The organism is Sphingomonas sp. AC522 (assembly GCF_979258125.1).
Window position 1 is genome coordinate 1,726,982 of record NZ_OZ409836.1, and the last position, 12,632, is coordinate 1,739,613.

Below are 12,632 nucleotides of genomic sequence, written 5' to 3' on the forward strand. Positions count from 1 at the left end.
CCGGATATGACCAAGCGCCTGCAAAAGGCGATGGCGGCGATGCCCAAGGGGCAAACGCTACCCTTCGATCCGTTTGCTATCGCACAGGCGACCACCGAATTCGCGACCAGCCTCGCGATGAAGCCCAGCGACCTGCTCGAAGTCCAGCTTCAGGCAGCGCAGCAATGGGGCGAGTTCTGGACCCGCGCGATCAATCCGATGGCGCCAGCGACCGACAAGCCGCGCGACCGCCGCTTTTCCGCGCCCGAATGGCAGGACGATCCCTATTATCGGAACATCCGCGACGCCTATCTGCTCGCTTCCGATCAGCTACGCGGCTTGGTCGCCAAGGGGGAAGGCGGGGCCATGGTCCGCTTCATGCTGGATCAATATCTCAACGCGATCGCACCCAGCAATTTCGCCGCGACGAACCCTGAAGTCGTTGCGCGAGTCTCCGAAACCGGCGGCGCGAACCTCCTAAATGGCTTCGCGAACCTCCTGGAAGACGTATCAAATGGTCAAGGCATCGTCCGCCGCCGCACCGATCCCAACGCGTTCGTCAAGGGCGAGACCATCGCCGCGACCCCCGGCCAAGTGGCCTATCAGAACGAGCTGTTCCAGCTGATCCAATACGATCCCGCCACCCCGGATGTCGCCGCCGAGCCGTTACTCTACGTGCCGCCGCTGGTGAACCGGTTCTACATGATCGACCTCGTGCCCAAGTCGAGCTTGGTCAAATGGCTGGTCGATCAGGGCCGCACGGTGTTCGTCGTCTCCTGGGTCAACCCCACCGAGGCGCACCGCGACAAGGGCGTGCAGGACTATGTGCTGGAAGGCGTAGTCGAAGCGATCCAAGTCGTCGCCAAGCGCACCAGGGCCAAACCAGATCTCTTCGCCTTCTGCCTGGGCGGCACCCTCGTCGCGATCGCGCTGGCATATCTCGCCGCAAAGGGCCGCGCTGACGAAGTTAATTCGGCTACCCTCATCGGCTCGATGGTCGATTTCGCCGATATGCGCGACTGGTCAGCCTTCGTGCACGAGGGGCATCTGACCGCACTTGAGGATCATCTTGAAGCCCAAGGCTTCATCGATAGCTTGGAGCTTCAGCGCCTGTTCGCGGCGATGCGCGCCAACGATTTGATCTGGTCGTCGGTGGTGAACCATTATCTGCTCGACAAGCCCGCACCGCCAAGTGACCTGCTCTACTGGTTCGAGGACGGCGCGCGTATCCCGGCAACGTTCCTGAAGTCGTACAACCGCGACATTCTGTTCGAGAACAAGCTGACCTCGGCCGGTTTCGTCGTCGACGATACCCCGATCGATCTAACGGCGATCAACACCCCGATGCTGGTGATCGCGCTCAAGGACGATCACGTCTCGGCCTGGTCCGCTGTCTATGACGGCGCGCGCCTGCTGGATGCCGATTATATCCTTGGCGGCTCGGGCCATAATGCCGGCGTCATCAACCCGCCCGCCGCCAACAAGCATGGCTATTGGACGAGCGAGGCCAAACCCGCGACGGCGGCGGAATGGCTGGAGAGCGCGACCAGGCATGAGGGTTCGTGGTGGCCGCACTGGCAGCAATGGCTGGCCACGCACGGCTCGAACGAGCGGGTACCCGCGCGAAAGATTAAGGATGGGCTTGAACCCGCCCCCGGTTCCTACGCTAAGGCCGGCTGATGACTGCAATGTACGACGAAGTCCGCGCCCATACAGACGGGCAGGCCGGCCGCCTGCGCCTCAATCGCCCGCGCGCGCTGCATTCGCTCGATCGTTCCATGGTCCAGGCGATGACCAGCGCGCTGCTCGAATGGCGCGATGATCCGCAAGTCCGCATCGTGTTGATCGATCATGCCGAGGGCAGGGGCTTCTGCGCCGGCGGCGATGTCGTCGGCATCGCCAACAGCGTCGAAGGCCATGAAGAGGCCGCCCGCGCCTTCTTCTTCGACGAATATCGCCTCAACCATTTGATGTACACGTACCCCAAGCCGGGCGTGGCCTTCATGGACGGCGTGACGATGGGCGGCGGCGTCGGCATCTCGTGCCCCTGCCGCTATCGGGTCGCGACCGAGCGTACCGTCTTCGCGATGCCAGAGACGACGATTGGCATCTTTCCCGACGTTGGCGGCGGGCGCTATCTCTCGCGGCTGCGCGGCCGCCTAGCGCAATATCTCGCGCTTACCGGCGCGCGCCTCAACGGCGCCGAGTGCAAGGCATTGCGGCTGGCGACGCATTATATCCCCTCCGAACGCCTCGAAGCGGTCAAGGAGCGCATCGCCGCCGACCCTTTCCGCGTGGAAGCGATCCTCGACGAGGCGACGGACTACGAAGTCCCACCCGCGCCGATCACGGCCAGGCTGCCGCTGATCGACCGCTGCTTCGCTTCGGACGATCTCGACCAGATCCTCGCCTGCCTCGATGCCGAGCAGGACAAATGGGCCGCCGAGACCGCCGCGACGATCCGCGCCAAATCGCCCACCGCCTGCAAGGTGTCGCTGCGCATGCTGGTCGAGAGCCCCAAGCAGCCGCACTTCGTCGACGAGATGCGGATGGAATATGGCCTGATGGTCCGCATGATCCGCTTTCCCGATTTCCGCGAAGGCGTCCGCGCACTGCTGATCGACAAGGACAATACGCCGAACTGGGCGCCCGCCGCCGACGTGGCACAATTCTTCGAACCGCTCCCCGCCGATGAGGTGTGGAGCCCGCTATAATTACTTCGTCATGCTGAACTTGTTTCAGCATCCAGGGTGCGTCAAGCGGCACCATCGCCCGCGGAGGGTTGGACCCTGAAACAAGTTCAGGGTGACGGTTTTGGGAGAAGACGATGTCGAATTACGAAACCATCCTCGTCGAGCAGCGCGACGCCGTCACGCTCGTCACGCTCAACCGGCCCCAGGCGCTCAACGCGCTCAACAGCCAGATCCTTTCCGAATTGCTCGACGCGATGGCCGCGTTCGACAAGGACCCAACCCAGGGCTGCGCCGTCATCACCGGCAGCGAAAAGGCGTTCGCTGCGGGTGCCGACATCAAGGAAATGCAGGCCCAGGGCTTTGCCGAGGTGTACGGCCATGATTTCTTCGCCGGCTGGGACGCGTTCACGCGCACTCGCAAGCCGATCATCGCGGCGGTCTCGGGCTATGCGCTCGGCGGGGGCTGCGAGCTGGCGATGATGTGCGACTTCATCCTTGCCGGCGACAACGCCAAGTTCGGCCAGCCCGAGATCAAGCTGGCGGTCTCTCCCGGAATGGGCGGCTCGCAGCGCCTTACGCGCGCGGTCGGCAAGGCGAAGGCAATGGAGATGTGCCTCACTGGCCGGATGATGGACGCCGCCGAAGCCGAGCGCGCCGGGCTGGTTTCGCGCATCCTCCCTGCCGCCGACCTAGTCGAGGATGCGATCAAGACCGCCGAGCTGATCGCTTCGATGGCGCCGCTTTCGATCCTCGCGAACAAGGAAATGGTCAACGCCGCGTTTGAGACCGGCCTGTCGCAGGGCGTCGCTTTCGAGCGCCGGCTGTTCCACGCTTTGTTCGGCACGGCGGATCAAAAGGAAGGCATGAGCGCCTTTGTCGAGAAGCGCCCGGGCAACTGGACGGGGAAGTAACTTCTTCTCCCCTCCCGCTTGCGGGAGGGGTCGGGGGAGGGCTTGTATTGGGAGCGTGCCGACAGGCCCTCCCCTAACCCCTCCCGCAAGCGGGAGGGGAATAAGGAAGAAAGAATGGCACGCGTAGCATTTATCGGCCTGGGCAATATGGGCGGCGGCATGGCCGCGAACCTCGCAAAGAACGGCCACGACGTCCGCGCCTTCGATCTCAGCCAGGGCGCGCTCGACCGCGCCAAGGCCGCGGGCTGCCTGCCTGTCGCTTCCGCCGCCGAGGCGGTCGCCGGCGCGGAGGCAGTTGTCACGATGCTCCCCGCGGGCAAGCACGTCGAGGCCGTCTATAACGACACTGTCTTCGACGCAGCGGACGCGGGCGCGATCCTGATCGATTGCTCGACGATCGACGTCGACACTGCCCGCCGAGTCGCCGAAGCCGCCCAAGCACGCGGGCTCACTGCAGTCGACGCCCCCGTGTCGGGCGGCATCGCCGCAGCCAATGCCGGCACGCTCACCTTCATGGTCGGCGGCAGCGCCGCGGGTTTCGAACGCGCAGAGATTTTCCTGTCCGACATGGGCAAGGCCGTGATTCATGCGGGGGCAATGGGAGCCGGCCAGGCCGCCAAGATCTGCAATAACATGCTTCTTGGCGCGACGATGATCGCTACGTGCGAGGCATTCGCGTTGGCCGAAAAGCTCGGGCTCGACCTTCAGAATTTCTATGACATCGCCTCGGTAAGCTCCGGGCAAAGCTGGTCGATGACGAGCTATTGCCCGGTTCCCGGCGTGGGCCCGGAGACGCCCGCCGATCGCGATTACACGGGCGGTTTCGCGGCACCCTTGATGCTCAAGGACCTCCGCCTCGCGATGGAGGCCGCGGCGAGCACAGGCGCGGACACGCCGATGGGCAAGCGCGCCGCCGAACTCTACGAGGCCTATGTCGCGGGCGAAGGTGCCGACAAGGATTTCTCAGGTATTATCCAGACGCTGCGCTAGTCGTCACCCCAGCGAAAGCTGGGGTCTCTGGGGCCGCACAACATCCCAGCTTTCGCTGGGATGACGATACGTTAACCCGGCGCAGCGCATATTCCCCTCATGCGCCCGCTCATCCTCCTCCTCGCCCTCGCTACCCCCGCCGCTGCGCAGCAAGCGCGCGCGCCTTTCACCATCGCCGAGACCGGCCAGGGCTTCGCCACGCTCGACGAAGCTGTCACCGCGGTTCGCGATAACGACGCGACGATCCTCATCGCGCCGGGCACCTATCGCCAATGCACCGTCCAGCAGGGTGGCCGCATCACCTTCAAGGCCGTCCAGCCCGGCACCGCAATCTTCGAAAGCGAAACCTGCGAAGACAAAGCCGCCTTCGTGCTCCGCGGCCGCGGCTCCGCGGTCGATGGTATCGTCTTCCGCGGATACAGCGTGAACGATGGTAACGGCGCGGGCATCCGCATCGAAATGGGAGACCTGCTCGTCACCAATTCGATGTTTCTCGACAGCCAGGAAGGCATTCTCGGCGGCGGGCACGAAACGGTGCGCAACATCACGATCGATCGCACCACCTTCTCGGGCCTCGGCCAGTGCGAGACCGAGAATTGCAGCCACTCGATCTATCTGGGGCTGCAGGGCAAGGTCATCGTGCGCAATTCGCGCTTCGAGCGGGGCACCGGCGGGCATTACGTCAAGATCCGCGCGCCGCAGGTCGAGATCGTCGACAACAGCTTCGACGATAGCCGCGGCAAGGGTACCAATTACATGATCGACTTGTCCGAAGGCGGGGCAGGGCTCATCAGCCGCAACACCTTCGTCCAGGGGCCGAACAAGGAAAACAGCTCCGGCCTGATCGTCGTCGCGGCGGAGGCCAAGACCTATGGCTCGAACGGGCTGACCGTGACCGACAATGTCGCCAGCATGGGCCCCGGTGCGCCGGGCAACCCTGCCTTCGTGGCGGATTTGAGCCGCTCGAACATCGTCCTTCAGGGCAACCGCCTGACTGGCATGCGCGAGTTCGAGCGGCGGTAGTTTTCTCCCTCTCCCGATGGGAGAGGAATTATTTGCAGCTATCTCCCGGCCCTGAATCGAGATCCAGGCACTTGCCGTCCACTTCCACAGGCACCGGGATCCGCAACAGCGCCGCGAGCGTCGGCGCAATGTCGACCGTCTCCACAGCAAGCGGCTGCTCGAACCCCGTCATGCCCTTGCGCCAGAACAGGATCGGCACGCGGCGGTCGTAATCCCATGCGCTGCCGTGCGTGGCGACGGCGCTCTTGCTCGGGTCGACGATCGGCGTGATCCGCGGCTTGAGCACGACCAGAAGATCGCCCGAGCGCTCGGGATCGAAAGACTGGCTCAGTTCCTCGATCAGCGTCCAGTTGTCGGGCGGTCCCTTGGGCTTGGCAACCGCGGCGACCTGCGCCTTGGTGAAGACCGCCTGCACTTGGGGGTGGGCGGTATAGCGTGCCGTAGCCTCGGCCAGTACCGCCTTGCGCTGGGCCGGGGTTAGCTTGGGGTCGACATAGATGTCGCCGAAAGATCCGCCGTGGAGCACGGGCGCGGTCAGCCCCAGCTTGGCCGCGATTTCCTTGCCCATATTGCCGGCGATCAGCCCGGCATCGACGCGCGCGCCGCCTGCCGAACCCATCTCGCCGCTGCGTTCCGGCAAATCGAGACCGCCATGATCGGCGGTGAGCACCACGGCATAGTCCACCCCCGTCTTGTCCAGCGCAGCAAAGAACTGTCCGAGCGCGTGATCGAGCGCGAGCAATTGCAGGCACATCTCGCTGCCGCGCGTGCCGAGATTGTGGCCGACATAATCGGTGGCCGATGCCCCCACGATCAGCAGATCGGTGGAATCGCCTTGGCCGAGCTTCATGTCGGCGGCGAGCCCGGCGCCCAACGCCAGGATCGATTCGTCATATTCGGGCGAGTTTCGGAACTTGCTCCACTCACCGGCGGCGCGGGCGAAGCGGCCGTCGCCCACGGTCTTGCCTCCACCTACTGCGATTGCTCGGCTACGAGCCTGGCAAAAGGCGGGCAGTTCCATGGGCTCCTGCGCCTGGCCGACACGCTGGGCCACGCCGGCGTTCATTCGCGTCACCATCGGCGGCGCGGCGAGCCCGGGATAGGAAGTGAATTCCTTGCCTGCGAACCACCAGATCTCATCGGTCTTGTGCCCTCCCATCATCACCGCCGCCCGGTCCTTGCCGGCGACGGAGACGACGCGGCTCGCGGGATTGGCGAGTTTCATCCACTCGCCAAGGGTTGGCACCTTCAGCGTCTTGGCCGACACAACATAGCCGCCTGGCACCGCCGGGGTCGCACTGGCGTCCTCGGCGCAATAGATCGTCTTGTCTGTGCGCCCGACACTGAAATCGATCCAGTCATTGGCGATGATTCCAGTGCGGGCGGGGCGCGCGCCGGTCAGGATCGTCGAGTGGCCGGGGCAAGTCTCGGTCGCGGCATGGCTCTGATAACCCGAGGGGAATACTGCGCCCGACAATAGCCGCGCAAAGCCCTCGCGGAACTGTCCGCGATATTCGGCGAACAGGTCGGCCGAGAATTGATCGACCGATACCACGACCACCAGCTTGGGCGGGGGAGCTGCTGCTGGTGTAACCTGCGCCATTGCGGGCGCCGCGAGCAAGGCGAGAGCGGCAGTAAGAATTCGCTTCATGGGCTTGGGCAACCTTCCGGCGTGGTCAAACGGGGCGGGGCCGCTATTGTCGATAAGCGACGGGCACGGCAAGGACGCGTGATGAAGGCTTGGTGTTTCATCCTTGTGTCGCTCATGCTCGCTTTGTTCGGCGCGCCCGTGGCCGCACAGCCGGTGGGGCCAGGGCCGCATGTCCGCATCGAACTGATCGCCGAGACCGACCGCCCGGCACCGGGCAGCGAAGTGACGCTGGCCTTTGCCTCGCGGCCCGATCCGGGCTGGCATGCCTATTGGGCGAACCCGGGCGACGCCGGCTACCCCGCGACCGCCGCATGGACTTTGCCCCAGGGCGTGATCGCCGGCCCGATCCGCTTCCCCGTGCCGCAGCGGCTGATCATCGCGGGGCTGATGAACTATGTCTATGAAGGCCCCTTCGCGCAGCTCGTCACGCTCAAGGTGCCCGCGGATGCCCGCGGAGAAATTCCGGTCGCAGTCACGCTCAGCTATTTGGTCTGCACCGACGCGATCTGCGTCCCCGAAAAGGCGGAGCTGTCCATGCGGCTGACGGTAGGGGATGGCGCAATCCTCGCCGATCGCCGCGCGCGCTTCGACCAGTGGCGAAAGGCGCTGCCCAAGCCGCTTGGTTCGCAGGGGACCTACCAGATCGAGGGTGGCCGCATCCGTATCGCAATCCCCTATCCGGCGGATGCGCCGGGGGGCGACGCCTATTTCTATCCCCTCACGCAAAACAATCTCGACCACGCCGCGCCGCAGACAGCCGCCCGCGATGGCGACAGGTTGGTGATCGAGACCGCCGCCAAGGGCAATCTCGCCGCGCTCGAAGGCGTGTTGGCGGTGGGCGGGCAGGGGTTCATCGTCTCGGCGAGGCCGGGCACGGTGCCGCTTGCTAATACCAGCTTCCCCTGGGCTGCGGCGCTGACGGCGTTCTTCGGCGCAGTGCTCGGCGGGCTTTTGCTCAACGTCATGCCCTGCGTTTTCCCTATCCTCAGCCTCAAGGCGCTGAGCCTTGCCAAGGCCAATGACGGCGCGGGCAATCCGCGCGGTGAGGCGTTGGCCTATACCGCGGGCGTGGTGCTGGTCTGCCTCGCGCTGGGCGGCATGCTGCTGGCGTTGCGCGCAAGCGGCGCGACGCTCGGCTGGGCGTTTCAGCTCCAGGATCCGCGCGTCATCCTCATCCTGTTGCTCCTGGTCACCGGCATCGCGCTCAATCTGGCGGGGCTGTTCGAGATTTCGGCTCCGCGCTTCGTCAATCGCGCCGCCTCGCGCGGCACCGGAGGCGCTTTCGCGACCGGCGCACTTGCGGCCTTCGTCGCGACGCCGTGCACCGGCCCGTTCATGGGCGCGGCACTCGGCGCGGCGCTGATCCTGCCCTGGCCTGCGGCGCTCGCCGTGTTCGGCGGCCTGGGCCTCGGCATCGCGATTCCCTTCCTGGCGCTCGGCTTCATTCCTGCACTCCGCCGCCGGCTGCCGAAGCCTGGCGCCTGGATGGAGCGGCTGCGGCATATCCTGTCGATCCCGATGTTCCTGACTGCGCTAGCGCTCGGCTGGGTGCTCTGGCGGCAGTCCGGCGAGACGGGGCTGGCGATTGGCCTCGGCGCCACGTTGATCGCCGCAATCGGGCTCTGGCTGACCGGTCGCGCCCAGCGCCGCGGTCGCGAGCGCGCCTGGCTCCTCAGCCTTCCGCTGCTTGTCGCCGCACTTTCAGCGGTCGCCTTCATCCGCCCCGCCGTCCACGCGCAATCGCTGGCCTATGGCGAACCATTCAGCGAAACGCGCCTCGCTCAGCTCCGCGCCGAAGGCCGGCCCGTCTTCGCCTATTTCACTGCAGACTGGTGCCTCACCTGCAAGGTCAACGAAAAGGCAGTGATCGAGACCGCCGCGGTCGAAGACGCGTTGGAGAAGGGGAATGTCGCGGTTCTGGTCGGCGACTGGACCGATGGCAATCCCGAACTCGGTCGCTTCATCGAGCGGCACAATCGCGCGGGCGTGCCGCTCTATCTCTGGTACCAGCCGGGCGCGTCCGAGCCGCAAATTCTGCCCCAGATCCTCACGCAATCCACGATGACCGAACTAGCCGCCGCCCGCTAATCTACTTGTGCGCTGCAGCAAACCGTTGCAGCATGGAACCAGTCGGCTTTTCGGCACTTTGGGGGCGCATGGCAGCGAACGGGGCGTTTGACGAAATCTGGGGGCATGGCGGGCCGGAACGCCCGCGCGCGGAATTTGCAGCGCTGTCGCAATGGGTCGCGGACACGCCGGCTTCCGAATTGCAGCGCCGTCAGCAGGCCGCCGAGACGGCCTTCCGCCAGCTCGGGATCACCTTTGCCGTCTATGGCGACAGCGATGCTGCCGAGCGCATCATTCCGTTCGACATCGTCCCGCGCATTTTCCTCCAGAGCGAATGGCAGCGGCTGTCCGAAGGGCTCATCCAGCGCGTCGAGGCGATCAACGCCTTCCTCGAAGACATCTATTGCGACCGCCGCATCCTTGCCGAGGGGATAATCCCGCCCGAGCTGGTGCTGATGAACGATCAGTTCCGCCCAGAAGTCGCCGGGATCCGGCCGCCGCATGGGGTCTGGGCGCATATCTGCGGGATCGATCTGGTCCGCACCGGCCCCGACGAATTCTACGTGCTCGAGGACAATGCCCGCACGCCTTCGGGCGTTTCGTACATGCTCGAAAACCGCGAGGCGATGCTGCGGCTGTGCCCTGAGCTTTTTCGCGACTTCCGCGTAGCGGCCGTCGATAGCTATCCCGACATGCTGCTCGAGACGATGCGCTCGGTGTCGCCCGGCAGCAAATCGAACCCCGTTTGCGTCGTGCTCACGCCAGGTCATTTCAATTCGGCCTATTACGAGCATAGCTTCCTTGCCGATGCGATGGGCGTTGAGCTGGTCGAGCCAGCCGATCTGGTGGTGGACGACGATTTCGTCTGGATGCGCACCATCGGCGGGCGCGTCCGCGTCGATGTGATCTATCGCCGGATCGACGACGATTATCTCGATCCGCTCGCTTTCCGTCCCGATTCACTGCTCGGCGTGCCCGGGCTGATCGCCGCCTACCGTGCGGGCAATGTCGCGATCCTCAACGCGCCGGGGAATGGGATTTCGGACGATAAGGCGATCTACAGCTACATGCCCGAGATCGTTCGCTTCTATTCAGGGGGCGAAGCCAAGCTCCCCAATGTCGAGACTTTCCGCTGCCGCGAGCCCGAGGCGCTCAAATATGTACTCGATCATTTGCCCGAACTGGTCGTGAAGCTGGTCGATGGATCGGGCGGCTACGGCATGCTGGTCGGCCCCACTGCGAGCCGCACCCAGATCGAGGAATTCCGCGCCGCATTGATCGCCGAGCCGCACCGCTACATCGCCCAGCCCACACTGGCGCTGTCGACGGTGCCGACCTTGGTCGATGCCGGACTCGCGCCGCGCCATGTCGATTTCCGGCCGTTCGTGCTGACCGGAAGCAAGGGCGTCCAGGTCGTCCCCGGCGGCCTTACTCGCGTGGCCTTGCGTGAAGGTTCGCTGGTGGTGAATTCGAGTCAGGGCGGCGGGACCAAGGACAGCTTCGTGCTGATGGACGACGGGGCAGGTGCGCGCCAGTCGCAGTCGCAGAGCCAGGGAGCGTAGCCATGCTGATGCTCTCCCGCACCGCGTCGGCGCTCTATTGGCTCGGCCGCTATATCGAGCGTGCCGATTTCATCGCACGCCTCGTCGAAGCCACGGTCCGCCTCGACGCCCTCTCGGCGCGCCCGGCGGGCGAAGCGGCGTGGAAGAGCGCGCTCGCGGTCAGCTACACCGACGAAGCCTTCGCAGCGACCGGCAACCCGTTGACGCAAGCGCATGTCGCGCGCTTCCTCACGCTCGACCCCAACAATCCCGGCTCGATCGTCCGTTGCCTCGAAATGGCGCGCAACAATGCCCGCGCTGTCCGCACTGCGCTCACGCGCGAGGCCTGGACCGCGATCAACCGCGCTTGGCTGCATTTCCAGAACCGCGCCTCGACCGGCGGCACCACCGCGACGCTCAATTTGGTCGAACAGGTCAAGGGCGAGACCCGCGGTTTCGAAGGCGCGATCCACCGGATGATGCGCAACGAGCCGACGCTGCTGATCCAGCTCGGCTCGGCAGTCGAGCGCGCGGACAACACTGCGCGGCTGGTCGATGTAAAATACCATCTGTTGCTCCCCAAGGGCGAACCGGTTGGCGGCGTGGTCGATCGCGATCAATGGACGACGATCCTCCAGACCGTCTCGGCCGTGAACGCCTATCGCTGGGTGTATAATGACGGGCTCCAGCCGCGGAACGTCATCGATTTGCTGGTCAGCCGCGCGGAGCTTCCGCGCAGCCTTGCCGCCTGTGTCGAGGAGACTGTCGACTTGCTCAGCGCGCTCGCCAAGCGCACCGGGCTCCAGGGGGAGGCCGATCGCATGGCCCGCGCGCGCATGGCCCGGCTGCAAAAGACCAAGACCTCGCAGATCATCGTCAGCGGCCTTCACGAATATCTGAAGGCGTTTATCGCCGAGAACGCGATGCTCGACGCCGCCATCGCCCGCCAGTTCCGGTTCGCCTGATGCGCATCGCGATCGAACACCGCACGCACTATCGCTTCAGCGAGCCTCAGGCGCGGCTCGTCCAGATGCTGCGCCTCACCCCCTGCGACACCCAGGACCAGACCGTGGTCAGCTGGCATATCGGCGTGGATTGCGATGCCCGGTTGCGCGACGCCGTAGATGGCTATGGCAACGCGATCACCATGCTCTACGCCGAGGGGCCGATCGAGGCGATCGACATCACGGTGACCGGCGAAGTGCTGACCAACGAGGCGACTGGCGTGATTCGCGACGCGGTCGAGCCACTGCCGCCCTTATTCTATCGCCGCGTCACTGCGCGGACGCTTGCCGACATCGACTTGATCGACTTCACCGCGCAGAGCGCGGGCAGCGGCGATCCGCTCGACCGGATGCACCGCCTCAACAGCGCGCTTCATAGACGCTTTCCAAGCGCTCCCGATGCCCCGGATACCGGCGCCTCTGCAGTGGAGGCATTTGCTCGCAAGACTGCCACTTCGCGCGATGTCGCCCAGATGTTCATCGCCAGCGCGCGCAGCCTGCATATCCCGGCGCGTTACGTCTCGGGCTATCGCAGCGACGGCGAAGCCAATCACAGCGCGCCGCATGCCTGGGCCGAAGCGCATATCGATCGCATCGGCTGGATCGGCTTCGATCCTGCGACCGGCCTTTCGCCCGACGCGAGCTATGTCCGGGTAGCCGTCGGCCTTGATGCGCTGGGCGCAGCATCGATCGCCGGAATGCGGGTGGGACCGGGCAAGGAAGAGCTCGACGTGGACCTTCACGTCGATCGAGTGGGCGGCGAGGAATAAACG

At 65.1% G+C, this 12,632-nt stretch carries 10 protein-coding genes; 9 read left to right on the forward strand and 1 reads right to left on the reverse strand.

Going from position 1 to position 12,632, the window contains the following annotated elements:
• Positions 1-6: 6 nt before the first annotated feature.
• The 5 genes from ACZZZM_RS08460 to ACZZZM_RS08480 all read left to right on the forward strand — a co-directional run bounded on the left by ACZZZM_RS08460 (position 7) and on the right by ACZZZM_RS08480 (position 5,596).
• The gene (locus tag ACZZZM_RS08460; protein WP_463594663.1) at positions 7-1,659 is read left to right on the forward strand and encodes a PHA/PHB synthase family protein; all 1,653 of its coding nucleotides are present in this window, start codon (positions 7-9) and stop codon (positions 1,657-1,659) included.
• Positions 1,660-1,667: 8 nt separating this feature from the next.
• Complete coding sequence (locus ACZZZM_RS08465; protein ID WP_463596410.1) at positions 1,668-2,693, forward strand: enoyl-CoA hydratase/isomerase family protein; 1,026 nt, start codon at positions 1,668-1,670, stop codon at positions 2,691-2,693.
• Positions 2,694-2,806: 113 nt separating this feature from the next.
• Positions 2,807-3,583, forward strand: a complete 777-nt coding sequence (locus tag ACZZZM_RS08470) for an enoyl-CoA hydratase (protein WP_463594664.1) — start codon at positions 2,807-2,809, stop codon at positions 3,581-3,583.
• A gap of 114 nt (positions 3,584-3,697) precedes the next feature.
• Positions 3,698-4,573, forward strand: a complete 876-nt coding sequence (mmsB, locus tag ACZZZM_RS08475) for a 3-hydroxyisobutyrate dehydrogenase (protein ID WP_463594665.1) — start codon at positions 3,698-3,700, stop codon at positions 4,571-4,573.
• Between the two features lie 99 nt (positions 4,574-4,672).
• Positions 4,673-5,596: a right-handed parallel beta-helix repeat-containing protein gene (locus ACZZZM_RS08480; RefSeq protein WP_463594666.1), complete on the forward strand. Its 924-nt coding sequence runs from the start codon at positions 4,673-4,675 to the stop codon at positions 5,594-5,596.
• A gap of 28 nt (positions 5,597-5,624) precedes the next feature.
• On the opposite strand, the gene ACZZZM_RS08485 is transcribed toward ACZZZM_RS08480, so the two are convergent.
• Positions 5,625-7,247 (reverse strand): alkaline phosphatase family protein, encoded by a 1,623-nt coding sequence (locus ACZZZM_RS08485; protein WP_463594667.1) that lies wholly within the window; start codon positions 7,245-7,247, stop codon positions 5,625-5,627.
• A gap of 81 nt (positions 7,248-7,328) precedes the next feature.
• Between ACZZZM_RS08485 and ACZZZM_RS08490 the strand changes: the two genes are divergently transcribed.
• The 4 genes from ACZZZM_RS08490 (at position 7,329) to ACZZZM_RS08505 (ending at position 12,629) form a co-directional block, all read left to right on the forward strand.
• Positions 7,329-9,335, forward strand: a complete 2,007-nt coding sequence (locus tag ACZZZM_RS08490) for a protein-disulfide reductase DsbD family protein (RefSeq protein WP_463594668.1) — start codon at positions 7,329-7,331, stop codon at positions 9,333-9,335.
• A 68-nt stretch (positions 9,336-9,403) separates the two neighbouring features.
• Positions 9,404-10,876, forward strand: a complete 1,473-nt coding sequence (locus ACZZZM_RS08495; RefSeq protein ID WP_463594669.1) for a circularly permuted type 2 ATP-grasp protein — start codon at positions 9,404-9,406, stop codon at positions 10,874-10,876.
• An 8-nt stretch (positions 10,877-10,884) separates the two neighbouring features.
• Entirely contained in the window at positions 10,885-11,820 is a 936-nt protein-coding gene (locus ACZZZM_RS08500) for an alpha-E domain-containing protein (protein WP_463596411.1), read from the forward strand.
• Positions 11,820-12,629, forward strand: a complete 810-nt coding sequence (locus tag ACZZZM_RS08505) for a transglutaminase family protein (protein ID WP_463594670.1) — start codon at positions 11,820-11,822, stop codon at positions 12,627-12,629. The genes ACZZZM_RS08500 and ACZZZM_RS08505 overlap by 1 nt, the downstream gene beginning before the upstream one ends.
• Positions 12,630-12,632: the final 3 nt, after the last annotated feature.